The organism is Echinimonas agarilytica (assembly GCF_023703465.1).
Lineage (GTDB): Bacteria > Pseudomonadota > Gammaproteobacteria > Enterobacterales > Neiellaceae > Echinimonas > Echinimonas agarilytica.
In genome coordinates, this window is sequence record NZ_JAMQGP010000004.1 from 160914 (window position 1) to 186427 (window position 25514).

The following is a 25514-nucleotide window of genomic DNA, read 5'->3' on the forward strand; positions in this document are numbered from 1 at the left end:
TTAATCTATCTGACTTAGTGGTGGACCCACTCGACTTTTTCGAGGTCTACACCGTCATTGAACATTTCCCACAGGGGAGACATTTCACGTAGTTTTCCGATGGCTGATTGAATCAACTCCACCGCATAATCTACTTCTTCTTCTGTTGTAAAACGTCCGATACTGAAGCGAATTGAGCTGTGTGCTAATTCATCATTCAGACCGAGAGCTCGCAGCACGTAAGACGGTTCTAAGCTTGCAGATGTACACGCTGAACCCGACGACACTGCTAAATCTTTCAATGCCATAATGAGTGATTCGCCTTCAACGAATGCGAAACTGACATTAAGGTTATGTGGAACACGCTGCTCTAGATCACCATTGATGTAAACTTCGTCCATCGATTGAATGCCAGCCCACAAACGATCACGCAATGCTGCGATGCGAACGTTTTCTTGTTCCATTTCTTCTTTGGCGATGCGGAAGGCTTCACCCATGCCCACAATTTGGTGAGTTGGGAGAGTCCCTGAGCGCATGCCGCGTTCATGCCCACCACCGTGCATTTGAGCTTCTAAACGAACGCGAGGTTTACGTCGAACGAATAGTGCGCCCATGCCTTTAGGGCCATAACATTTGTGTGCAGAAAAACTCATCATATCGACTTTCTGCTCTGCTACATCAATGGGCACTTTACCGGCACTTTGCGCGGCGTCGACGTGGAACATGATTTTGCGTTCACGACATAATTCGCCAATGGCGGTGATGTCTTGAATGACGCCAATTTCATTGTTCACATGCATGATGCTAACAACTACAGTGTCTTCACGCATCGCATCTTGTAATTTAACAAGGTCAATTAAACCGTTGGCTTCTGGGTCGAGGTAAGTCACTTCATACCCTTCACGCTCTAGCTGACGAAAAGCATCCAAAACCGCTTTGTGCTCAGTTTTGCATGTAATGAGGTGCTTACCTTTCTTTTGATAGAAGTGAGCGGCACCTTTAATCGCCAAGTTATTCGATTCTGTCGCACCCGATGTGAATACAATTTCACGTGGGTCTGCGTTCACTAAGTCTGCAATTTGGTTTCGGGCGATATCTACCGCTTCTTCTGCCTGCCAGCCAAACTTGTGCGAGCGCGACGCAGGGTTGCCAAAAATGCCATCAGTCGTGAGACAGTTCATCATTTTTTCAGCAACGCGCGGGTCAACCGGTGTTGTTGCTGAATAATCCAAATAAATCGGAAGCTTCATTTAATACTCCGTACAAACATTCGTCTAAGCTGGCAAATCAGTCTCAACCCAACATCTGAAGGGGAATGCTGATTTTACTATTTTTTAATTTTTCGTCCTGACGTCCTGCGACATCACGAATATCTGCTTCCTGCATCAATTCTCCGAGCGAAATACCGCCTAAAAAGGCTTCAATTCGCTCGCTCAAACCTAACCACAAGTTGTGAGTTAAACACCGCGTGCCACTTTGGCAGTCGCCTTTACCTTGGCAACGCATCGCGTCGATAGATTCATCCACCGCGCTAATCACCATTCCAACAGAAATGTCTTGTGGTGCTTTGCCAAGGCGGTAACCACCACCGGGACCACGAACACTGCTCACTAAACCGCCTTTACGGAGTCTTGAAAACAATTGTTCTAAGTACGACAGGGAAATTTCCTGACGCTCAGAAATATCAGCTAACGGCACTGGGCCTTGCTCTGAATGCAAAGCCACATCAAGCATTGCCGTCACTGCGTAGCGACCTTTCGATGTTAAGCGCATAGTCTTTTTCCTGCCTGTAGAATGCGCAAATGATCACATTCCTGACTAATTTAGTCAAGTAAATACCTAAGTATTTTACTCAGGTATTAAATGCTTGGATCAAACGCTTCTTGTGTCTTTTTTCGCTGCTCTGCTGCCAGAGCCTCGGCATCGGAAAAATTAGACACGTCAAGTTCAGGCATTTCCTTGCACACATCTCCGCCCATTTCATTGATGGCACCGCACATATCACTGACCCTGGCATCCATTAAATGGATATGATCGACGAGCTGCCCAATGGCCTGCGCCACTGGGTCGGGATTGTCGGGCGATACGGCATAGGAATTAAATCCGTACTTCTTCGCGAGTGCGTCGCGGTGCGTGCGCTGCTCATCATTGGTTTCTTGAGCTTTTACAATACGCCCAGGAATCCCCACAACAGTTGCACCTTCGGGCACTTCTTTTACCACCACCGCATTTGAACCAATGCGTGCATTGGTGCGGACCGTAAACGGCCCAAGCACTTTAGCACCCGCGCCTATCACCACGCCATTTTCTAATGTGGGGTGACGTTTACCGGAGTCCCAGCTTGTTCCACCAAGGGTAACCCCATGATAGAGCGTTACATCATCGCCAATCTCAGCCGTTTCACCAATCACGATGCCCATACCATGGTCGATAAAGAAACGACGACCAATCACTGCGCCGGGATGGATTTCAATACCTGTCATCCAGCGTGAAAAGGCTGATACGATTCTGCCCAGCCATTTTAGGTCTCGTTTCCAAAAGGCATGAGCTAATCGATGACACCACAACGCATGCAAACCTGGGTAACAGGTTAAAACTTCCCATGTGTTTCGAGCGGCGGGGTCGCGTCCAAATACACACTTAATGTCTTCTCTCATGCGTTTAAACATTATGTTTATGCTCCCTACTTTTGAGGTTCGTCATCCGGCGCAGCATCTTGCTTTGCACCTTGTTCCTGCGATGAGCGCTGTACAGAGGTCAATATACCTCGAAGAATATTCAATTCTGTGGTTTCGGGCCTTGCGCGATTAAACAATCGGCGAAGTTTAGTCATCACCACACCTGGGTGTTGCGGGATAATGAACCCTGTTTCCCTAAGTGTCGTTTCAAGGTGCTGATAAAACAATTCTAATTGATCGCTTAGTGGGTATTCCGTTTCAGCTTCAGGATGCTTTTCGAGATTTAGCCATGCCACTCGAGTTTCATAACATAAGGTTTGCACCGCTGCGGCTAAATTCAATGAGCTGTATTCAGGATTGGCCGGTATACAAACGTGGAAGTGGCACATTTGTAGCTCTTCGTTGCTCAAACCATGCGCTTCTCGCCCGAACACCAAGGCCACTGGATACTTGGGTGCTTCTTGCATGATCTTTTCACCACACTCACGTGGCTCTAGCATTGGCCAGCTGTGCGTGCGACTGCGGGCACTGGTTCCCACCACTAGGCCGCAATCAGATATGGCTTGTTCCAAGGTATCGCAAATTACTACATTCTTGAGTACGTCGGCGGCACCTGCGGCCAACGCGATCGACTTACCGTCAATCTCTACTTGCGGGTCAACAAGGTATAAGTGCTTCAACCCCATCGTTTTCATCGCACGAGCGGCGGAACCAATGTTCCCTGAATGGGTTGTACCAACAAGAATAATTCGAACTTGATCTAACATGTATAGAAGCGACATTTGAAATTTTGGGCGAAGAAGTTTAACACGCCTGCTTTGGCTTTTATAGACAAGAACACTGGATTATCTAAGGAATCCTGCTATACTCCGCCCCCGAAAAAACCTGTTCTTTTTACAATTTGAGTGGTAGCGGCAAATGCATCCAATGCTGAATATCGCCGTGCGTGCAGCACGAGCGGCAGGATCTGTGATCCTTAAAGGTTACGAACAATTAGACCGAATTGAAACTGAGATTAAAGGCACGAATGACTTCGTGACCAATATCGACAGGGACGCGGAACAAGCCATTATCCAAACCATCAAGAAAGCTTACCCTGACCACAACGTGGTTGCAGAGGAAAGTGGCATTACTGATGGTGCCGATAAAGATTTCCAATGGATCATCGACCCACTCGACGGCACGACAAACTTTGTTCGTGGCGTACCTCACTTCGCCGTATCAATTGCCTTAAAATTCAAAGGTAAACTAGACCAAGCTGTTGTTTATGACCCTATTCGTGATGAGCTTTTCACTGCAAGTCGCGGTGCTGGTGCTCAGTTAAACGGATATCGCATTCGCGTATCAAAAGCACAAGACTTAAAAGGTACTTTACTTGGCACTGGATTCCCATTCAAAGCCAAACATCACTTTCCAGCATATCAAGCTATGTTTGCCGAATTATTTGAAGATGCAGCCGATATTCGTCGTGCAGGCTCTGCCGCGTTAGACATGGCCTATGTTGCAGCAGGTCGACTGGACGGTTTTTGGGAAATTGGTTTAAAGCCTTGGGATACAGCAGCAGGTGAATTACTTGTTCGTGAAGCTGGCGGTATTATCTGTGACTTTGCAGGCGGCCATAACCACTCGGTCAGCGGCAACACGGTTGCAGCGAGCCCCCGCGTCACACAACGCATTCTTAAAGCGATCAAACCTCACCTCGGTGAAGGTCTGGCGCGATAAGAGCGCAATTGCTTTCACAAAAAAGCAGGCCTAGAGCCTGCTTTTTTTTCACCTAATAAACCTTGCTTATGCGCTAATCTCGTTTGATATAAGCAAAGACGACCAAAGCAATAAGGCTGACAAATAGTGCCATGGGCAGCCACGTATTGATATGAAGTACGATTTCAGTCCCTGAGTTTTGCTGCATCCCCGTTTTAGCCACAAACTGTTGAAGTTTCGACAACCCCAAATAGTCACTCCAAATGCTCACTAAGCCCAATATTTGAATGCACGAAATCACGAACAGAATATGGTTTTGACGCTGACTCGCCCGCTCCGCTTTGCGAATATATGCGCGCTCTAGGTAGTCTTTGAAAAAAGACACGTATGACTGAGCATTATTCAGACTACTTTCGATATTCCATTTGCTTTCAATCTTGCTATAAACATCGTCATTGTCTGATTCAATCGCCAGTTTAAAATTCTCATTGTGCATCTTGAGCAATTCAATCTTATTGATGTATTCATCAATGACATGTCGTTTACTGTCGATCCGTGCGCGGCTATTTAATGCCATTACATGGTTGTTCAATAAGTCCATGATTTCGCTGTAATAGCGCACATAAAACCACACAAACTGAATATGGAACTGGATGGGCGCAAAGCGTAAATAGTGACGATTGTCGTTAGAGATAATAGTGTGAAAGCGACCATGGAATGCATAGACCACATCTGCAGTATCACGAACGGTGGTTCGATTGCCGATAATACGTTCAGCCCCGGCATTACAGGTTAAAAACAGCTCTTTAACGATTTCATTACTGGCATCAGCGTCTACGAAAACAGTGATGTTGCCCGTATTGTTGGTAATTTTAGCAACTTTTAGTTCACGCCCCTTACGTTCAGCTTGCGCCAAGTCTTCCACAACATTTAACGCTTGCTCTGCAACCCTCTGCCCCCACTGACTTAACACTGAATCATCGTCTTCTTTGACTATCAAGCGTCGAATCGTATTGTACAAATCGTCGTGTTTCACTTGCTCACAGTCTGCTCGGAGCAACGCCTCCAATTCGGAATAAGGCACATCGAAACTCAGTTCATACACAATCACAAAATTGAAAAAGCGCGGGTCAAACATCAGGTCATATACGGTTTTCTCAGGTTGCAAATAACCGGATATATCAATTTGCCCACCAACGAAGAATCGTTGCTCTGACAAATCGTCCACTAGCAGTTTTGCCGATACACGCCCCATATCGGAGGCATAGAGACTCCTGAAGTTCACAAATTTACTGTGATGTTGGCGAAATCGCCTTAGCCATTCAACACGAAAGGAATTGCCGTCACACATGTCGTACATGCGCTTCGTATGGGCTTTACGCGTGATTAGATGCTCATACTGCTCGACGCTCACCTCAATAGGCTGAACGCACATGACTCTAAATTGGGGCATAAACTACAACCAATATCGTGGATAATTAAAGAAACTGTTTTGCTGGATTCGTTAAGTAATCGTCAGACAATTGCTCTTTACGATAATCAATCGTCAACTCCTCACCAACAGCAATATCACGCAATGCAACAACACGAATGGGGTCATAGCGAAGTTCGGTATTCGGCGTTCGAGAATGATTGATATAGCTATATTTGGTACGGAAATTTCTCGCCAACAGCGTTTGCGGATCCAAGTAATTGCATTCCATGAACATGTACTTGCGATACTCTCCGATCACGGGGCCAATTTGAGCTTCAATGGCTTGATAGTGTTCAATCGAAATGACTTGTCCATCAAGCTCACACAATACCGTCTGAGCTGAAATAACTGCAGTGGCATGCAAACCAAAACCATGCAATGAACTAGGAGTAATTTCAGTGTTGGCAATGGTGTCTAACGTCGCGGCTTTAACGAAGTCCAAGTCTTGAGTTTTATCCTTCATTGAGAGTTCTCTGGGGTGTCACGAATCACTGATGTATACCATACCTGATACGCAGCTCAAACGTCTTCCATCAAACTCCCGCTAAACAGTGCTCAAATATCCGCTATCGTCGTCAGATTGGGCGCATAAAAAAAGCAGCCGAAGCTGCTTTTTGACGGTGTTATCAAGAATGCTCTAGAGCATTGTCTCTTGATCAGCACCTTCTTTTTCAATAACTTCAGGAATCAGAGATTCTCGAGTTAAGCCCAGCTTCAATGCCGCAGTCGTCGCAATATAGATGGACGAGTAACTTCCCACTAACACCCCTACAATCAGAGAATCAGAGAAAGTTGCGAGCATTTCACCACCGGCAAAGTTCAGTGCAAACAGAACAACCAAAGTCGTAAATGACGTAATGATGGTTCTGCTCAACGTTTGCGTGAGTGATGAGTTGGTGATTTGAAGTTCCGTGTGTTTACGGATCTTTCTGAAGTTCTCTCGGATTCGATCGAATACCACAATGGTGTCATTCAACGAATAACCAATGACCGATAACACACCAGCAACTGTGGTTAAGTTGAATTCAACTTGAGACAACGCATAAAAACCAAAAATCAATGAAACATCGTGGAACAGGGCCACAACAGCGCCTGCTGCTAATCGCCATTCAAAGCGCAACGCAACATATATCAAAATACTGATGAGTGCGATCACCATTGCAAGCAGAGCCGATTCCATCAACTCTTTACCCACCACCGGACCTACAAACTCGGTGCGTTTAATGATCACTTGATCATCAAGCTTCGCTTTCAACGCAGAGCTAATTTGATCGTTAAGCTTTTCAGCTGATGCGCCATCAAATGGCGGCAATCGTACGAGCATGTCGCGGCTAGAGCCATAGTTTTGAACCGTCGCAGACTCGAAACCTTCCGCCGAGACCACGTCCCGGATTTCACTGGCATCAATGGTGCGAGAAAACTCAAGTTCAACCAGCGTTCCCCCGGTGAAATCGAGGCCCATGTTCAGGCCACGAGTCCCGACTAATACAAAGGACGCAATGACCAATACGACTGATATCCAGCCCATTGGCCCGCGAAAACGCATGAAGTCGATATCTTTGTCTGTTTTTAAGATTTGAAACATCATGAGTCCCTTAAATTGGTAGTTTGTCGAGGCGACGATTGCCCCAAACAGAGTTAACAATCACACGCGTACCAATCACAGCGGTAAACATGGATGTTGCCAAACCAATTGCCAAGGTTAAGGCGAAGCCTTTCACTGGCCCGCTTCCGAATGAGAACAGAATGACAGCGGTAATAAAGGTGGTGATGTTTGCATCCGCAATGGATGACAATGCGTTACCGTAGCCTAAATTAATCGATTGCTGAACCGAGCGTTTCGCTCTTAGCTCTTCTCGAATCCTCTCAAAGATAAGAACGTTGGCATCAACCGCAGTACCAATAGTCAGAACGATACCTGCAATTCCGGGAAGCGACAAGGTGGCCCCAGGGATCATCGACATCACACCCACAATCAGCACAAGGTTCATCACCAAGGCAAGGTTTGCAACAATACCAAAACCACGGTAGTAGAACAGCATGAAGGCAATGGTTGCGAACAAGCCGTACATAATAGACGCCATACCGCGCTCGATGTTTTCAGCACCCATGCTTGGCCCAACCGTTCGCTCTTCAACGATCTGAATCGGCGCAATCAAAGCACCCGCACGCAATACCAATGCAAGGTTATGTGCTTCTGCTTGAGAACCAATGCCGGTAATACGGAAGCTACGCCCCAAACGCGCTTGAATAGTGGCAACGTTCACCACTTCTTCATGCTTGGCAAGAATGGTTTTGCCGTCTGCATCTTTCTTATCTGTTGGCTTGTATTCAATAAATACAGTTGCCATTGGCTCGCCGATCGCATCCTTGGTCGATGCGGCCATTTTGTTGCCGCCTTTACCATCCAGTGAAATATTCACCTGAGGACGAGAGTATTCGTCGAAGCCCGATTGTGCACCAACAATATGGTCACCGGTTAAGATTACTCGGTTTTTCAACAATACCGGACGACCATCGCGGTCATAGAATAATCGGCTACCCGGCACTGCTCGACCCGCTTCTGCGGCTCGAACATCGCCTCGCGTGTCTTGCATACGGAATTCAAGCGTTGCGGTTGCGCCAAGAATCTCTTTCGCTCGTGCTGTGTCTTGCACACCCGGTAGCTCGACAACGATGCGGTCTGCACCTTGGCGTTGAACTAATGGTTCTGCAACCCCTAATTCATTGACACGATTTCGGATAATGGTGATGTTTTGCTGAACAGCATAGTCACGCGCTTCTTTGAGCTTCGCTTCGCTCATTGTCACGACTGTGTCGGTATCGTTGCTGGCATCAGTAAACACTAATCCAGGATAGCGACGTTGCAACTTACGCGTACCTTCATCGCGGCCATCTTCATCGCGAAAACGAATCTCTACACCTTCGCCTGCACGCTGGCGGATAGCGCTATAACGCACACCATCCTCACGTAAGTCACTGCGAAAATCCTGAACCATTTGTTCTTCGGTTTTAGCAATCGCAGCTTTCATGTCCACTTCCATCAAGAAGTGCACACCACCGCGTAAGTCCAAACCGAGCTTCATGGGTCCAGCACCTACACTGGCGAGCCAGTCGGGTGTTGCTGGAGCAAGATTTAATGCCACAACATAACGATCACCAAGCGCTTCGGAAATGAGTTCGCGTACCGGCAGTTGCTGGTCCACATTCAATAAACGAAGTTCGATTTGATTGTCTTGTAGCGACAGAGCTTTGTAATCAATACTCTGAGCGTCCAAGGTACGTTTAACCTTGTCCAGCGTACCTGCTTCTACGGTCGCACCGCGAGCTGCAGAGATTTGTACGGCTGGATCTTCACCATATAAGTTTGGTGACGCATACAACGCACAAACGGCGACCACGAAGATCACCATCAGCGTTTTCCAAATTGGGTTTTTATTCAGCACAATCGGCTCCTGCCGAGTTGGTTATAGAGACTTCATCGTCCCTTTAGGCAACAACGCAGAAATAGCACCTTTCTGAACTGTAACTTCGAGGTTTTCAGCTAAAGCAACAATCACAAAATCTTTCTCGTCTGTGACTTTAACAATTTTACCTACCAGTCCACCGTTGGTGAGAACTTCTTCACCTTTCTTCAACGAGCTGACCAACGTTTTATGATCTTTCACTCGTTTTGCTTGAGGGCGATAAACCATGAAATAGAAAATCACGGCGAACATAGCGAGCATGAAAATCAATTCCATACCACCACCTTGAGCAGCTGCTCCGTCTTGTGCCCATGCATTGGCGATAAAAAGACTCATGAATACTTCCTTACTTTAGTTACTTGTTGAATTAGGTTCAGCTTCCAGCGACGGTACTTCACGTCCCCGGCGAGCATAAAAGTCTGCGACAAAGTCGTCTAATTTACCCTGCTCAATGGCATCACGTAAACCTTGCATCACACGCTGATAAAATCTCAGGTTATGAATGGTGTTCAAGCGTGAGCCTAAGATCTCATTGCACTTGTCCAAATGATGTAGGTACGAAGTGCTGTAATTCTTACAGGTATAGCAATCACATTCTGGGTCTAAAGGCCCCAAATTATCTTTGTGTTTGGCATTGCGGATTTTTACCACACCATCAGACACAAACAAATGGCCATTTCGGGCATTTCGGGTCGGCATCACGCAATCAAACATATCAACGCCACGTCGAACACCTTCTACCAAGTCTTCTGGCTTTCCTACTCCCATCAGATATCGGGGCTTGTCCTCAGGAATCAAGGGGGTGGTGTGATTCAATATGCGAATCATGTCTTCTTTGGGTTCCCCCACAGACAATCCACCAATAGCATAACCATCAAATCCAATGTCGGTCAGCCCTGCAAGCGACACTTCACGCAAGGGTTCGTGCATACCGCCTTGAATAATACCAAATAGTGCATTGGGGTTTTCGAGCTTGTCGAACTGATCTCGGCTACGCTTGGCCCAACGCAATGACATTTCCATCGACGTTTTAGCTTCATCGAATGTTGCGGGGTATGGCGTACACTCGTCAAAAATCATCACAATGTCTGAACCCAGAGACGTTTGAACGTCCATCGACCCTTCTGGAGTTAAGAAAATCTTGTCACCGTTGACGGGCGAACGAAAGGCAACGCCCTCTTCTGTGATCTTACGAATATCGCCCAAGCTAAATACTTGGAACCCACCTGAGTCGGTTAAGATTGGGCCTTGCCAATTCATAAAGTCATGCAAGTCACCATGCTTCTCTATGATATCGACGCCCGGACGAAGCCAGAGGTGAAAGGTGTTACCCAGCAAAATTTGAGCCCCGGTCTCGGTGACTTCCTCTGGCGTCATACCTTTTACAGTGCCGTACGTGCCAACCGGCATGAACGCTGGCGTTTCTACAACACCTCGGTCAAACGTTAGCCGGCCTCGGCGCGCTTTGCCGTCGGTGTTTATTAGTTCGTATTTCATAAAACCTCGCTAATCGGAAATACAGTCCAATGCGGTTATTGAGTTTGACGGGTAATGAACATGGCATCCCCGTAACTAAAAAATCGATATTGTTCTGCAACAGCCTGTTGATAGGCCTGCATGGTGTGATCATAGCCTGCAAAAGCGCTGACTAACATGATCAAAGTCGACTGAGGCAAGTGAAAGTTCGTCACCATTGCATCAATCAATTGAAATGTATAACCCGGATAAATAAAGATGCTGGTGTCTTGGCAGAACGGCTGAAGGGCTCCGCCCTCAGTCATGCTGGCCTGCGCCGCTGATTCAAGTGAACGCACAGAGGTTGTACCGACCGCAATCACTCGGCCGCCATTGGCTTTGGTTTGCGTGATTAATTCAACGGTCGATTCAGGCACATCGGCCCATTCGGAATGCATCACATGCTCTTCTATGCTTTCTACTCGGACGGGTTGAAATGTACCAGCGCCCACATGTAAAGTCACAAAACCAACGTTTGCGCCCTTGGCTTTAATTGCCTCGATCAGTTCATCGGTAAAATGCAAACCTGCGGTTGGGGCAGCTACCGCACCGGGCTTGTCGTTATAAACCGTTTGGTAGCGTTCGCGGTCGCTTTCTTCGTCCGGACGGTCAATGTAAGGCGGCAGCGGCATGTGACCAATCTCATGGAGTACATCGAGCCATGTCAGATGATCCGCCAATTGCAGTTCAAATAATGCATCTTGGCGACCCACCACTTGCGCTGAAACCTTATCTTCTAGAATAATTTCCGAACCAGGCTTGGGTGATTTACTACTTCTAACATGGGCTAACGCAAGCTGCGGAGAGACAATACGCTCCACCAGCACTTCGAGCTTGCCGCCAGAAGCCTTACGCCCAAACGCGCGTGCGGGGATCACACGCGTGTCATTGAAAATCAATAAGTCGCCGGGAGCAATTAAGCCCACCAAATCGGTGAATTTTTTGTGTTGAAGTTGGCCACTGTTGCCATCGAGCGTGAGCAATCGACTTGCAGAACGATCAGGTTGTGGATACCGAGCGATCAATTCGTCTGGTAACTCAAATGAAAAGTCGGCAACCTTCATCAATAACTCCGATTCAGCGATATATTAAGGCCGGCTAGTCTAGAGCCGGCCTGCGCTCGAATCAAGTCAGGAGAGTAATTAGTGGGCGCGACGGCACCAGCCTAATCCGTAAAGCATCAGCAATAGTCCAAAACTAAACGCTCCGCCGCCACCGGAAGACGAACTGGATGACGGCTCTGGCGTGGGTTCGATAGGCTCATCAGATTCAAAAATAATGCTTGAAATAGTTGCTGTGCCGGCATCGTCACCCACTTGATACGTGACCTGAAGCACTTCGTCTTTGGCCAGTGTTGTGCTGACTCGTTCACCAGAGCTGCTTAACCCAAGTGATTGGCTACTTTCTGCATTCAAAGCCCCCACAGTCAACAATTGCTGCGAGTCTCCACTTAGGTTCACAACAAAAGATAATGTTCCGGCTTGAACAGCCTGAAATAGTAATTCGGTTTGGTTATCAACAGATCCGGTTAAGTTCGCCTGCAACGTGCCATTGCTTTGCTTAAAACCAAAGCGGCCATAGGTAAACACATCAATACCATCAGGTACTATTTCATCATCAAAGTTTTTCAACTCAGCGATATGAGCGGTCAGTCGAACGGCTATATCGCCTGTGGATGTTGAGACCATCAACACTCCATCGTCTAAATTGCTATCGGTAGCTAATAAGTGAACACTCACACTGCACTCATCACCTTGAGCTAAGATGGCGCTACTGCAATCATTGTTCGAAATGCTGTAGCCGTCACCTTGGAGTGACACATCAGATATGGTGCTGACCGAGCTGCCATTATTTAAAATGATGATAGGTTGGCTAGACTCGGCACCTTCAGGCAACACACCAAAGAATTGAGGCGACAATGCAGTGACACCGGCAATGGAGCTGTTAATCCAAGTGCGAAAGCTTGCGATACGGCTGAATACTGAAGCAAAATCAGCTTGGCAATTGACGCCCCAACTTACAATCCCATGCGCAACGCCTTGGTCATCGAAAATTGGGCCGCCACTGTCACCAAAACAAGTACCAGTGCCAGTGCCTCCCGCGCAAATCATGGTGTCAGTAACCGAAAGCCCCACGCTTCTAAAGTCGCTCATACAGGTTCGAGGTGACACGTAATCAATAGTTGCACCTTGCAACTGAGATTCGGCGGTGCCGTTATCATCAATCTCACCCCATCCCACAATGGTCATCAGCGCTCCCGATTGCAGCTGATCAGTCAGAGCATTATCGCTGAGCTGAGCAAAATCGGTATTTGACGCACTAGCCTGCAAGCGAATCAATGCCACGTCGCTGTCTTGTGTGTCGGCATTGTAATCGGGGTGGATCATAAATTGACTAATACGAAGTACATTGGAGCGGCTTACTTGGTCTAGATCGTCTATTCCAATGATAATGCCCAACTCATCAGCGCGAAAACCTTCCCCATAAACACAATGGGCCGCCGTTAAGATCCACTGCGGGGCAATATGTAAACCTCCGCAGAGGTGTTGAGGTTGATTTATAAAGCGTCCGTTTCTTCCTATATAAGAGAGTGATGCCATCCACGGTGTCGTTGCGCCATCAAACGCCCCTCCGCCAATGATCTCTTGCGCAGATGCAGCTGCTTTGCAAGTCGTGAATACGGCTGTTATCAAAACAATCGTAATACTGAGGGACTTTAAAATATTCATATAACACTCATGGATCTAGTTTTGAGTACTTCGTCATAGGTAGAACGAATAATCGGGGTTTTTATTGCAACAAATCAAATTTGTTACAAATGCTCAGGCTTAATCTGAATACATGATAACGGACACATGTGACAGATGGTGAGAGGTTTCCCGCAACCCTGAGACCTCGCAACAAGACCTGAAATTTATCTCAACATGTTTCTTTTAATACGATCGATACACGATTCGTTCAACTTAAGACTGGGAGAAGGCCTATGGCAACTCAAATACAAGAGATCATGAACACCACGCTGTTCACACTCAAAGCCAATTCAAGCCTCGCAGAAGCCAAGCATTTAATGGCTGAACATCCGATTCGCCACATTCCTATCGTGAGCGACGCTCACCATTTGCTAGGGCTGGTCAGCCATCGTGACGTACTTGCCACCGGCGGCATGCACAATACGGAGCACGATTTGATCACTTTAGATCAAATTATGGTGACTAATCCATATACGATCAGTCCAAAAACAGGGATCAAACAAGGTGCACGTTTACTCAAACGTCAGCGATATGGTTGCCTTCCTGTGATTGAACACAACAAATTAGTGGGATTGGTGACAGCGAGTGATTTTGTTGAAGTCGCAATTAATTTGATCGAAATGATTGAAGATGTGGAACCTGTAGAGCTCGATGACGAGTAATTATGTAATTTAATTACACAATTTCACTTGATAGACGCAATTAACCCGACACAAATCACACTTAACGAGTGTTAGAACAGACTAAATCGTAATTTAATATCAAATTACCGTTGACATGTGATACAGGTCACACTATTATTCACTCCATCGAAACATCTTATGGAGCGAAAGCACATGCAACCTTTAGTTAAAATTTTCAGTAAAGTGCTCGCCAGCGACCAAATATCGGCAGCTGGAGAGTCTACCACCTCTTTAGCACCTGCTACGAAACGCTATCACTTTTCGTACAGCCAGAAGTAATCTTAAAACCGTGAAACGGCAGTTCACGGTTTTGAGTTCCCCCCTAGTGATTTTGTGAATCACAAATGTTATTGAAGCTTTTTCTTTTTACCAACGCTTAATGCGTTGGTTTTTTTTGTCTAAAATTCGTCCCTCATAAAATACCTTCAATATTCATAATGAACATGGGTCTTGTATACTGAGTGTAATCAATACGGGGTGTTATGAATTTTCTAGCGCATTTTCACATTGCCGATCAAACACGCACCAGTTTTACCGGAGCGCTGTTGGGCGACTTCGTGCGTGGTTCCGAGTTTTCAAGCATCGATGCGTCCATCGTTGAAGGCATTCGTATTCATCGAAAAGTTGACCAACTTAGCGCCAATTTGCCGAATCTTGTCAGCATTAGAGTCGATTACCAACAAGGGCAGCGACGGTACTTAGGCATCGTTACCGATATGCTGATGGACCATATTATTGCCGCTCGATGGCCTCAATTCGACCCACGTTCACTCAATGAATTCAGCCAAATGGCTTACAAAAATTTATTAACTGGGTTTGAACAATGGCCAAAATATGGCCAAGTGAGGGCCCGAATGATTCAATATGACTGGCTGTGCCAATACCAAAGTGAAGAGCGAATACTCAAGGCGCTTGAGCAAATTAGCCAACGCCTAAAACGACCGGTAAACCTCAGAGCTATTGGTGAGTCAGTATTGCGACATCACTCCAATGAACTTCATCGGGCTTGCTTCGATGACTATCGCGTGCTCATTCAAACCTTAGTGCATGGTCATTCTCTTCAGGCACAAAAAAGGGCAACATAAAGTTGCCCAAAAGTGCACGAGGCTGAACTACCGAAGCGGCAAATGCCGCCCCGAACAGAACACGGTTCTAATTATGAAAATTGAGCTTCTTCTGTAGAGCCTGTTAGGGCTGTAACAGACGATTTTCCGCCTTGAATAATATTAGTCATTTTGTCGAAATAGCCCGTTCCCACTTCTTGCTGATGCGCGACAAAGGTATATCCCTTCGAAGCTGCGGCAAATTCGCGTTCTTGCACCATCTCAACATAGTGTTTCATGCCTTCACCTTGAGCATACGCATGAGCCAGTTCAAACATGTTGAACCACATATTATGAATACCTGCCAAAGTAATGAACTGATATTTGTAACCCATATCCGCTAACGCTTGCTGGAATTTGGCAATGGTTGCGTCATCCAAGTTCTTACGCCAGTTAAATGAGGGAGAACAGTTATAAGCCAACAGTTGATCGGGATACTTGGCCTTAATTGCGTCAGCAAATTTCTTTGCTTCTTCTAAACATGGCGTGGCGGTTTCACACCAAATCAGATCCGCATAAGGGGCGTAAGCTAAACCACGAGAAATAGCTTGATCAATCCCCGCGTTCACACGGTAGAACCCTTCAGCAGTGCGCTCACCTGTGATGAAAGGAGAATCGTATGGGTCACAATCAGACGTCAATAAATCAGCGGCATTTGCATCCGTCCGTGCAATGACTAAGGTCGAAGTGCCCGCTACATCGGCCGCTAAACGAGCAGAAATAAGCTTTTGTACCGCTTCTTGCGTCGGAACCAATACTTTACCGCCCATGTGCCCACACTTTTTCACCGAAGCCAGTTGGTCTTCAAAGTGAACACCCGCAGCTCCCGCTTCAATCATGCCACGCATCAATTCATAGGCATTCAATACGCCACCAAAGCCGGCTTCGGCATCGGCAACAATAGGTAAGAAGTAATCAGTGCCATTGTCGTCATCGGGGCTCACACCATTTGACCATTGAATTTGATCCGCTCGACTGAACGAATTGTTGATACGATCAACCACAGCAGGTACCGAGTTTGCTGGATATAACGACTGATCAGGATACATCGTTGACGACAAGTTATTATCGGCTGCTACCTGCCAGCCCGACAAATAAATCGCTTCAATGCCAGCTTTTGCTTGCTGAACCGCCTGTCCGCCTGTCAGAGCACCTAAACAGTTCACATACCCTTTTTTTGAAGAACCATTGACCAGCGACCAAAGCTTGTCGGCACCGCGCTGAGCTAAATCATTTCTCGGCACGAATGAGCCTTGCATATTGACCACGTCCTCGGCGCTGTAGGTGCGTGTAACGCCTTCCCAGCGCGGGTTAGTGTTCCAATCTTGTTCAATTGCGGCTATTTGTTGTTCACGGGTCAGAGACATAAAATCCTCACTTATTATTGGAGTTGTTATTAGCACCTCTGCGGGCACTTATTCGTGGGTATAGAGGTTTCAATGCTTTAATCGAGCAATTGATAACCGGGCAAAGTCAAAAATTCTTCTAGTTCATCTTGAGATGTAATTCGTTCGAGTAGGTCCGCAGCGGCGGCAAACCTACCGTTGCAAAACCGTTGCTCTCCAATTTCAGAACGAACCACCAATAATTCTTCGGCCAACATGTCTTGAAACAGTTCGAAAGTCACCAAACGTCCGTTGGACAAGGTTTTTCCGTGACGAATCCACTGCCATATTGAAGTGCGAGATATTTCTGCGGTGGCGGCATCTTCCATCAAACCGTAAATTGGCACACAACCATTGCCGCAAAGCCATGCTTCGATGTACTGCAATGCCACGCGAATATTGCTTCTCATGCCTTCTTCAGTGCGCTCGCCTGAACACGGTGCGAGCAACATATCTGCAGTTACAACTTCATGATCATGTCGCTTCACGTTCAGTTGATGGGTGTTGTTATGTTCAAATGCGTCCGTGAATATCTGCATCGCCGTATCAGCAAGCCCTGGATGTGCGACCCACGTGCCATCGTGTCCATTGGATGCCTCAAGTTGCTTGTCAGCCCTGACTTTACCAAGCACCCATTCGTTTCTGAGTGGGTCTCGACTTGGAATAAAAGCTGACATACCTCCCATAGCCATGGCACCGCGCTTGTGACAGGTTTGCACCAGCAAACGTGAGTACGCACTGAGAAATGGTTGATCCATGGTCACGCCTTGGCGGTCGGGCAGTACTCGATCAGGATGATTTTGTAACGTTTTGATGTAACTAAAGATATAATCCCATCGCCCACAATTGAGGGCCACGATGTGATCTTTGAGTTCAAATAAAATTTCGTCCATTTCAAACACAGCCGGCAACGTTTCGATCAATACCGTGGCTTTAATGGTGCCCACCGGTAAACCGTAGCGGCGCTCCGTGTATTTAAAAACATCATTCCATAACCGCGCTTCTTGATAGCTTTGAAGCTTCGGCAAGTAAAAATATGGCCCCGAACCATTGGAAATTAGCGTTTTAAAGTTGTGAATAAAATACAAGGCGAAATCAAAAAAACTGCCGCTAATCTCTCGACCATTCAACCGCACATGCTTTTCAGGCAAATGCAACCCGCGTACTCGGCAAATCAGTAACGCTGGGGCTGGGTTTAGTGAATAATGCTTTTGACCATCAGGACTGGTGTATTCAATCGTACCGAGATTGGCGTCTCGTAAATTGATTTGACCATCGAGTAACTGATCCCAAGTGGGTGACAACGCGTCCTCAAAGTCAGCCATGAATACTTTGACGTTGGCATTCAAAGCATTAATGACCATCTTGCGATCTGTCGGGCCCGTTATTTCAACTCGACGATCAAGTAAATCCGTTGGAATGCCTTTGATCGTCCAATCGCTTTGTCTTACATGCAGAGTCTCGGGCAAAAAATCAGGTCGTTCACCTGCATTCATTCGAGACTGGCGCTCAGCGCGGTCCTCTAAGAGCTGCAATCGGCTTGTACCAAATAACTGTTCTAAGTCTGCAACAAATAACATCGCTTCATTGCTCAGAATTTCTTGCTGGGCTTGAGTCACTTCAGCTCGAATGTCTAGTGCGTGGCGATGTATGTTCATAAAAACCTCAATTTCATTTGTTTCTAAATAACTACAATTACATTTAACAAATAGCACGACCAGAACATTTAACCATTGTGCTTTAGTCGTAGTTTGCTTGTTCGGAACATTGTTCTAAAAACACAAAAAACCCTTTATATAAACACTGCATTGTCATTAACAATGTTTCAAATGGTTGTTTTGAGCAATTACTCTATCTGCTTTCGGTTATAATTCGGCACCATTAAACTTGCAATACAAATTATAAAAAGAATTTTAATTACGTAATTTAATTACATTTATTCAAATTAATTTCGAATGACTTCAAACATAAACACCAATCCAACTGACTGTTCATACGTTTAAAAGAGGGGTGAAAAGATTGAAAGTGCGGGGATAAGCGGTCACACGCAGTACACCGCTGAACGAGTTTTAAACAAATTTAGCGACAAAACGGACTAATCTTAAAAACGAGAAGAATCGTGAAAGGGTAAAAAGCACCCACTAGTTTCGACTCTAAAACTATATAGATGCTAAATAAGTTGCCCAAATGCCGATTTTTTTACATGCTAATAACACGGTTATGGATCACGTTTACGAGATGAAAGAGGGATTATGTCAATCGACCACAAGCAAGACACCAAACCCAAACTCAAAAAGAAAGAATATGAAAATGAGTTAGAGAAACTTCAGGTAGAGCTGATCCACCTCCAAGAGTGGGTCAAAAACGAAGGGCTAAAGGTCGCTGTAATTTTTGAAGGTCGCGATGCCTCGGGCAAAGGCGGCACCATCAAACGGATTACCGAAAAGCTCAATCCTCGTGTCTGTAAAGTGGTTGCATTGGGGGTTCCAACCGAGCGAGAAAAATCTCAATGGTACTTCCAACGTTACGTACCCCACTTACCCGCCGCTGGTGAAATCGTTTTGTTTGACCGTTCTTGGTATAACCGTGCAGGCGTTGAGCGTGTGATGGGGTTTTGCTCAGATGATGAATACGAAGAGTTTATGCGCTCTTGCCCTGAGTTTGAACGCATGCTTATTCGGTCTGGCATTATACTGGTGAAGTATTGGTTTTCTGTAAGCGATGAAGAGCAAGAAAAACGCTTTAAAGAGCGGATCACCAACCCAATGAAGCGTTGGAAATTCTCGCCAATGGATCTTCAATCACGCGAACGCTGGGCCGAATATTCGCAAGCCAAAGACACCATGTTCAAGTACACAGATACCAAACAGTCTCCTTGGTATGTGGTCGAATCCGATGATAAGCGGCGCTTGCGCCTCAACTGTATTAGCCACTTTATTCAACAGGTACCCTATCAACCTATCGCGCAAGAGTCGATCTCACTGCCCGAGATCGATAAAACAGGGTATGTTCGCTCCCCCAGAACCGAACAAACCTTTGTGCCTGACAAGTATTAATAGGCAAAAAAAAGCCCTGCGTTTGCAGGGCTTTATCGCAGACTATCGTTATTTTAGTCTTGCTTGAGTAGGCGCTTAATCTCTTCAGGTGAAGTATGACGCACATCGGTGCCCTTCACAAAGTAGATAATATATTCCGCAATATTCTTACAATGATCACCCACTCGACCAAGCGAGCGGCTGGCAAGTTGTACTTCCAACATGAATGGAATTGAGCGGGAGTCACCCATCATGTAGGTCAGCAGCTGGCGCACTAAACCTTCGTGCAGAGAATCTACTTTCTTACTGCGGCTATGAACTCGATAGGCTGCATCAGCATCCATACGTGCGAACGCGTCTAGCACATCTCGCAACATGCGAATGATTTGTTCACCTAAGGCTTCTAGATTCACTTGAACAACATCAGGTAAGCTACGGTCAGCATGCAATACGGTTTGAGCTGCGTGCTCAGCCATATCACCAATACGTTCTAAATCGGTAATGGTTTTAATGATGGCCATCATCAAACGCAAGTCACCTGCCGTAGGTTGGCGCTTTGCGATGATACGCACACACTCTTGGTCGATATTAACTTCGAGCTCGTTAACTTTACGGTCATTTTCAATGACTTCACGGGCGAGGTCTTTATCCCCTGTGTTGCTGGCTAACAGTGCATTTTCTAGTTGTTGCTCAACTAATCCACCCATGGCCAGTACTTGGCTACGGACGTTTTCTAGTTCAACGTTAAATTGACCAGAAATATGTTTATTTAGATTACCTGTTTCCACGTAATACTCCTTAATTCAGCTCTAGTGCAACAATTAACCGTAACGACCCGTAATGTAGTCTTCGGTCTTTTTCTTCGTAGGCGTTGTGAACAATGTGTTGGTATCTGAATACTCAACCATCTCACCCATGTACATAAATGCCGTTTGATCTGACACTCGCGCTGCCTGTTGCATATTGTGCGTTACAATCACAACCGTATACTGCGACTTAAGATCATTGATAAGTTCTTCAATGGTCAAGGTTGAAATTGGATCCAATGCCGAAGTTGGCTCATCCAACAACAATACTTTAGGCTCAATCGCAATGGCACGCGCAATCACGAGACGCTGTTGCTGACCACCCGATAAACCAAATGCGTTGTCATTTAGACGATCTTTAACTTCTTCCCATAAAGCTGCGCCGCGTAGCGAGCGTTCTACAGCTTCATCTAGTTGACGGCGATCTTTAATCCCTTGTAAACGTAGTCCGTAAACCACATTTTCGTAGATACTTTTAGGAAATGGATTGGGACGTTGGAACACCATTCCAATTTCACGACGTAAAGCAGCAACATCCACCTTGCGGTCATAGATATTTTGGCCGTTGAGTAAAATCTCACCATCGATATTACAAATATCAACCAAGTCATTCATGCGGTTCACACAACGTAACAGCGTTGATTTACCGCAACCCGACGGGCCAATAAAGGCTGTCACCTGGTTTTTAGGAATCTTCATGCTGACGTTATAAAGCGCCTGCTTGTTACCGTAATAAAGGTTCAGGTTTTTTATTTCCAATGCAGTTTCTGCATCAGATAAGTTATGTAAGTCTCTCTGCTCGGCTACTGAGCCTGTTGGAGTCACAGTGATCACTAGGAATTTCCTCTAATCAAATACGCTGTTAGTGCTCAAGCGAGCGGAATTTTTCACGTAGGTGGTTACGAATGCCGATGGCCGTGATGTTCAAACCGACAATCACCGTTACCAACAAGAATGATGTTGCATAAACCAACGGACGCGCGGCTTCAACGTTAGGACTTTGGAAGCCAACATCATAAATGTGGAAGCCTAAATGCATAAATTTACGGTCTAAGTGAACAAATGGGAAGTTCCCGTCCACTGGGAGTGTGGGTGCCATTTTCACAACGCCAACCAACATCAGTGGTGCCACTTCACCCGCAGCTCGTGCTACGGCCAGAATCAAACCGGTCATAATTGCCGGCGATGCCATCGGCAAAATAATACGCCACAAAGTTTCTGCTTTCGTTGCGCCTAGCGCCAAGCTACCTTGTCGCACCGACGAAGGAATGCGTGACAAGCCTTCTTCGGTTGAAACAATCACAACTGGCAAGGTTAAGATTGCCAGCGTCAACGCTGACCAAATCATGCCCGGCGTACCAAACGTTGGTGATGGCAATGCTTCGGCATAGAACAGCTCATCAATGCTGCCACCAAGAACATACACAAAGAAACCTAAACCAAATACACCGTAAACAATAGACGGTACACCGGCGAGGTTAATCACCGCTGTACGAATAATTTTAGTCAGTGCATTTTTGCCCGCATACTCATGCAAGTAAATTGCCGCAACCACACCAAATGGCGTCACAATGACGGCCATCAACATGACCATAAATACGGTGCCGAAAATTGCTGGGAACACCCCACCTTCGGTATTGGCTTCACGAGGCTCATTGGTGATGAACTTACCTACTTGTACAAACCAATGTCCAAGTTTTGAGAAGAAGCCCATGTCATTTGGATAGTTCGCATCCAACACATACTTCATATTCAAGGTAACTAGCTCACCGCGCATATCGCGCACCACTATGGCGTCGCGCTCCATTTCTGCACGCAGAGCAAATAGTTCTTTTTCATAACCTAAATATTCGTCGCGGTAGCTATCGCGCTGAGCTTGATAGTCGGCAATACGGGCGTCATCCAGCTTGCCCTTGAGTTCGTCACCACGTTCTTTCAAACGAATGCGCTCTAGCTCATGGTTAATACCACCGATGTCGCCGTACTGAACATCTCTCATTTGAGCGGCTAGCTCTTTATTGCGATCGATGCTTTGCTGAAGCGCCTCTCGCAGATCAACTGTCACAGGTTGACCGTCTTGCAGCACCTGGGCAATTTCACCGTAGAAGTTACCGCCCTTCACTCGTTCAATCACAGCAAGGTTTTGCGGCTGTACTTGAGATTCAATGTCGGTTTCTAAGATCCAACGGAAGTCCAACTCAACAAACTCACGGTTACCGGTTTTGACCAAGTAACGCGTGACCATGTCGCCAGCTTCACCGGACATCACTCGACCCGATTCTCGCAACTGTGAAACCGGCACCAATTCGCGGTCATGAATCTCGCCCACAACAGTGGCGACCTGACCGTTCATATCTTTCACTTCAAACTCATGAATGGTTGATGGCCAGAAAAACACCAAACCACGCCATGCAATCAACAACAGTAATCCAAGTACAGCGACCAAGCTGAGGCTCACAGCCCCTGCCGTCATCCAAACCCAAGGATTACCTGATTTAAACCAGCTATTCATTTTATTATACCTTTAGGGATTCGATTACATGTTGCTGTATTTGTCACGCAAACGCTGGCGCACAAATTCAGAAATGGTGTTGAATACAAATGTCAGAATAAACAATACAAATGCTGACAAGAACAGAACTCGATAGTGCGAACTACCTACTTCAGACTCAGGCATTTCCACCGCGATATTGGCTGACAAAGTTCTCATCCCTTGGAAAATACTCCAATCGATCAATGGCGTATTACCCGTAGCCATCAATACAATCATGGTTTCTCCCACCGCTCGGCCAAGGCCCATCATCACGGCTGAGAAAATACCAGGGCTGGCAGTTAGAATCACAACGCGTGTAAGCGTCTGCCAAGGTGTGGCCCCCAGTGCCAACGAGCCATTTGAAAGGTGACGTGGCACACTGAATACCGCATCTTCTGCAATTGAGAAGATGGTTGGAATCACAGCAAATCCCATTGCAATGCCGACAACCAAAGAGTTTCGTTGGTCATAACTAATGCCCAACTCATTGGTAAGGAACACACGCGCATTACCGCCCATCAACGATTCTTCCAGCATTGGACTCATTTCAAAGCTCAACCAACCCAAGAAAATCACCACTGGGATTAATACGATGGCGTCCCAACCTTCTGGAATTTGTTGCTTGATTGAGCGTGGTAGCTTGTGCACAGCAAAAGCCGTGAGCAAGAACCCTGTTGGCACAACGAGCAACAGCATCATCACACCCGGCAGGTTGTCTTCCACCAATGGAGCAAGCCAGAGCCCCGCCAAGAATCCAAGGATTACCGTTGGCAGTGCTTCCATAATTTCGACGGTGGGCTTCACGTAAGTGCGCATTTCCGGCGCCATGAAGTATGCCGTATAAATTGCCCCCGCTAATGCGATAGGCACCGCAAATAACATGGCGTAAAACGCAGCCTTGATAGTACCAAATGCAATGGGCACCAACGATGTTTTCGACTCAAAGTCATCACTTGCGGAAGTAGACTGCCAAATGTATTGAGGCTCTTGGTACCCTTCGTACCACACCTTTTGCCACAATGCGCTCCATGTCACTTCAGGGTGCGGATTGTAAATGTCTAAGAAGTAAATTTTGCCTTCTTCTTCCATTAGTGCAGCATCAGCGCGCGGTGAAAACACAACGCGGTCAATAGTTTCATCGGCCAACTTTTCGCTAGTTAAGCGCGTATTACCGGTCGCATGGTAAATAGATAATTCACCACTGTCGGTTCCGGCCATAAAGCCACGACGGAAAAACTCCGGAGCCATAACCGTGACATCTGAACCAGCATCAAATTCGCGAATACGCTGAAATTCACGACCGTTGTCCGTTGCCACCTGAAACCATTGACTAATCACACCGCCTTTTTCTGCAACCAGAATAGAAGAGGCACCTGATAAGAGCGTCATGTATGTCAGCTCCGACTGACCGAAGTCCAACGCCTGAATACGTTCAATTCCCGCGCTTGGGTTACTCACGTCATACACGTCAATAACACTGTCGCTACGAACCATGAGAATGCGTTGGTCAGGTGTGAGCACTAATTGGTCGACATTGCCCGTAGCACCTTCAATGGTATAGAACTCAGGAGACCAAACCACTTCTTCACTTAAGAAGTCTTCTTCACCCACGAGTTGAGTCAATACCAAACGATTGTCTTCAGTTAATCCCACGACGGTTGCCAGAGTACTTTCACGCTCGAATACAATTTCTTTCAGCGCTTTGCCTTGCGGGTCAATGGTGATCAAATCAGATCCAAATGGATATCCGACATAAGGCGTCAGCTGACGCTTATCATTAGGGAATGAGACAGAAAAGTCTGGGCGAATTACCAACCCTTCTCCTGAATCATTCGTCAGCAAATAAGCATGTTTTGACGGTGTAGTCGCGGCTAAGTTGATCGTACCGGTGGTATCCATGACCGTTTCTTCAAGCACAACAGAGCCAGCAGCTGGGCCGCCTTCAAGCTCTCGTGCGGCAAAGAACACAACCGAACCGGTGTCTGTGACGCGAAAACCAATCTCATTTTGCTCTTCAATTCCAAGGGTGAGCGTTTTGCCCTGCCCAGGAATCGTAAAAGAATCATGGCTTTCAAGGCTCACCGGACGAAACACCGGAAAAACCACGTAAAGTAAATAAAAGAAAATTAGCAGTAGTGCGACAAGAACCATAATTCCGCCAGCTGTAACGCTGTATCGGGCTAGGTTATCTTTCATTAAACGCACGCGACTGCCCGCTAAAGACTGTGCAGCGGAGTCGGCCATCATGAACCTCAAGATTTATAAAGCTGGGGGGATTATATTTCTATTTGATGACAGTTTTGTTACAGCCAATAAAACGGTCAAAAGCTAAGTAAATATTTCTATTTATTCAGTGATTTGCATTAAACTATATTTGCGCCGCGCATTCTACACTCTGGAGATCA

At 46.4% G+C, this 25514-nt stretch carries 22 protein-coding genes; 4 read left to right on the top strand and 18 right to left on the bottom strand.

Annotated elements, in window-relative coordinates; translation table 11 throughout:
- Positions 1 to 14: 14 nt before the first annotated feature.
- The 4 genes from NAF29_RS10780 to trmJ form a co-directional block, all read right to left on the bottom strand.
- A complete protein-coding gene (locus NAF29_RS10780) occupies positions 15 to 1229 on the bottom strand; it encodes an IscS subfamily cysteine desulfurase (protein ID WP_251261571.1) in 1215 nt (404 codons plus the stop codon).
- Between the two features lie 43 nt (positions 1230 to 1272).
- Positions 1273 to 1752 (bottom strand): Fe-S cluster assembly transcriptional regulator IscR, encoded by a 480-nt coding sequence (gene iscR, locus NAF29_RS10785; protein ID WP_251261572.1) that lies wholly within the window; start codon positions 1750 to 1752, stop codon positions 1273 to 1275.
- A gap of 86 nt (positions 1753 to 1838) precedes the next feature.
- The gene (gene cysE / locus NAF29_RS10790; RefSeq protein WP_251261573.1) at positions 1839 to 2648 is read right to left on the bottom strand and encodes a serine O-acetyltransferase; all 810 of its coding nucleotides are present in this window, start codon (positions 2646 to 2648) and stop codon (positions 1839 to 1841) included.
- 14 nt (positions 2649 to 2662) lie between these two features.
- The gene (gene trmJ, locus NAF29_RS10795; RefSeq protein ID WP_251261746.1) at positions 2663 to 3424 is read right to left on the bottom strand and encodes a tRNA (cytosine(32)/uridine(32)-2'-O)-methyltransferase TrmJ; all 762 of its coding nucleotides are present in this window, start codon (positions 3422 to 3424) and stop codon (positions 2663 to 2665) included.
- A 151-nt stretch (positions 3425 to 3575) separates the two neighbouring features.
- Between trmJ and suhB the strand changes: the two genes are divergently transcribed.
- Positions 3576 to 4379: an inositol-1-monophosphatase gene (suhB, locus tag NAF29_RS10800; RefSeq protein ID WP_251261574.1), complete on the top strand. Its 804-nt coding sequence runs from the start codon at positions 3576 to 3578 to the stop codon at positions 4377 to 4379.
- Positions 4380 to 4452: 73 nt separating this feature from the next.
- Here the strand turns inward: suhB and NAF29_RS10805 are convergent, their stop codons facing one another.
- The 8 genes from NAF29_RS10805 to NAF29_RS10840 all read right to left on the bottom strand — a co-directional run bounded on the left by NAF29_RS10805 (position 4453) and on the right by NAF29_RS10840 (position 13543).
- Positions 4453 to 5811, bottom strand: coding sequence for a hypothetical protein (locus NAF29_RS10805; protein WP_251261575.1), 1359 nt, complete (start codon positions 5809 to 5811; stop codon positions 4453 to 4455).
- Between the two features lie 25 nt (positions 5812 to 5836).
- The gene (locus tag NAF29_RS10810) at positions 5837 to 6295 is read right to left on the bottom strand and encodes an SET domain-containing protein (RefSeq protein WP_251261576.1); all 459 of its coding nucleotides are present in this window, start codon (positions 6293 to 6295) and stop codon (positions 5837 to 5839) included.
- 174 nt (positions 6296 to 6469) lie between these two features.
- Positions 6470 to 7417 carry a protein translocase subunit SecF gene (secF, locus tag NAF29_RS10815; RefSeq protein WP_251261747.1) on the bottom strand — a complete coding sequence of 316 codons (948 nt, stop codon included), beginning with the start codon at positions 7415 to 7417 and terminating at the stop codon, positions 6470 to 6472.
- Between the two features lie 10 nt (positions 7418 to 7427).
- Complete coding sequence (secD, locus tag NAF29_RS10820; RefSeq protein WP_251261577.1) at positions 7428 to 9278, bottom strand: protein translocase subunit SecD; 1851 nt, start codon at positions 9276 to 9278, stop codon at positions 7428 to 7430.
- A gap of 21 nt (positions 9279 to 9299) precedes the next feature.
- Entirely contained in the window at positions 9300 to 9635 is a 336-nt protein-coding gene (gene yajC, locus NAF29_RS10825) for a preprotein translocase subunit YajC (RefSeq protein ID WP_251261578.1), read from the bottom strand.
- A 15-nt stretch (positions 9636 to 9650) separates the two neighbouring features.
- Complete coding sequence (gene tgt / locus NAF29_RS10830) at positions 9651 to 10796, bottom strand: tRNA guanosine(34) transglycosylase Tgt (RefSeq protein ID WP_251261579.1); 1146 nt, start codon at positions 10794 to 10796, stop codon at positions 9651 to 9653.
- A gap of 35 nt (positions 10797 to 10831) precedes the next feature.
- Entirely contained in the window at positions 10832 to 11878 is a 1047-nt protein-coding gene (gene queA / locus NAF29_RS10835; RefSeq protein ID WP_251261580.1) for a tRNA preQ1(34) S-adenosylmethionine ribosyltransferase-isomerase QueA, read from the bottom strand.
- Positions 11879 to 11956: 78 nt separating this feature from the next.
- Positions 11957 to 13543 (bottom strand): S1 family serine peptidase, encoded by a 1587-nt coding sequence (locus NAF29_RS10840; RefSeq protein ID WP_251261581.1) that lies wholly within the window; start codon positions 13541 to 13543, stop codon positions 11957 to 11959.
- A gap of 254 nt (positions 13544 to 13797) precedes the next feature.
- Between NAF29_RS10840 and NAF29_RS10845 the strand changes: the two genes are divergently transcribed.
- Positions 13798 to 14226, top strand: coding sequence for a CBS domain-containing protein (locus NAF29_RS10845; protein WP_251261582.1), 429 nt, complete (start codon positions 13798 to 13800; stop codon positions 14224 to 14226).
- Between the two features lie 503 nt (positions 14227 to 14729).
- On the top strand, positions 14730 to 15332 hold the full coding sequence (locus NAF29_RS10850; protein WP_251261583.1) for an ACP phosphodiesterase: 603 nt from the start codon (positions 14730 to 14732) through the stop codon (positions 15330 to 15332).
- A 71-nt stretch (positions 15333 to 15403) separates the two neighbouring features.
- Here the strand turns inward: NAF29_RS10850 and aceA are convergent, their stop codons facing one another.
- Positions 15404 to 16717 carry an isocitrate lyase gene (aceA, locus tag NAF29_RS10855; RefSeq protein WP_251261584.1) on the bottom strand — a complete coding sequence of 438 codons (1314 nt, stop codon included), beginning with the start codon at positions 16715 to 16717 and terminating at the stop codon, positions 15404 to 15406.
- A gap of 77 nt (positions 16718 to 16794) precedes the next feature.
- Positions 16795 to 18393, bottom strand: a complete 1599-nt coding sequence (gene aceB / locus NAF29_RS10860; RefSeq protein WP_251261585.1) for a malate synthase A — start codon at positions 18391 to 18393, stop codon at positions 16795 to 16797.
- 594 nt (positions 18394 to 18987) lie between these two features.
- On the opposite strand from aceB, the gene ppk2 reads away from it, so the two are divergent.
- The gene (gene ppk2, locus NAF29_RS10865; RefSeq protein WP_251261586.1) at positions 18988 to 19791 is read left to right on the top strand and encodes a polyphosphate kinase 2; all 804 of its coding nucleotides are present in this window, start codon (positions 18988 to 18990) and stop codon (positions 19789 to 19791) included.
- A 53-nt stretch (positions 19792 to 19844) separates the two neighbouring features.
- Here ppk2 and phoU read toward each other — a convergent pair whose 3' ends face one another.
- Genes phoU through NAF29_RS10885 form a run of 4 tightly spaced genes read right to left on the bottom strand, consistent with a single transcriptional unit; the run spans position 19845 to position 25356 of the window.
- Positions 19845 to 20558: a phosphate signaling complex protein PhoU gene (gene phoU, locus NAF29_RS10870; RefSeq protein ID WP_251261587.1), complete on the bottom strand. Its 714-nt coding sequence runs from the start codon at positions 20556 to 20558 to the stop codon at positions 19845 to 19847.
- Between the two features lie 33 nt (positions 20559 to 20591).
- Positions 20592 to 21410: a phosphate ABC transporter ATP-binding protein PstB gene (gene pstB, locus NAF29_RS10875; protein WP_251261588.1), complete on the bottom strand. Its 819-nt coding sequence runs from the start codon at positions 21408 to 21410 to the stop codon at positions 20592 to 20594.
- Between the two features lie 28 nt (positions 21411 to 21438).
- The gene (gene pstA / locus NAF29_RS10880; RefSeq protein ID WP_251261589.1) at positions 21439 to 23088 is read right to left on the bottom strand and encodes a phosphate ABC transporter permease PstA; all 1650 of its coding nucleotides are present in this window, start codon (positions 23086 to 23088) and stop codon (positions 21439 to 21441) included.
- Between the two features lie 24 nt (positions 23089 to 23112).
- Positions 23113 to 25356, bottom strand: a complete 2244-nt coding sequence (locus NAF29_RS10885; RefSeq protein ID WP_251261590.1) for an ABC transporter permease subunit — start codon at positions 25354 to 25356, stop codon at positions 23113 to 23115.
- Between the last annotated feature and the right edge of the window lie 158 nt (positions 25357 to 25514).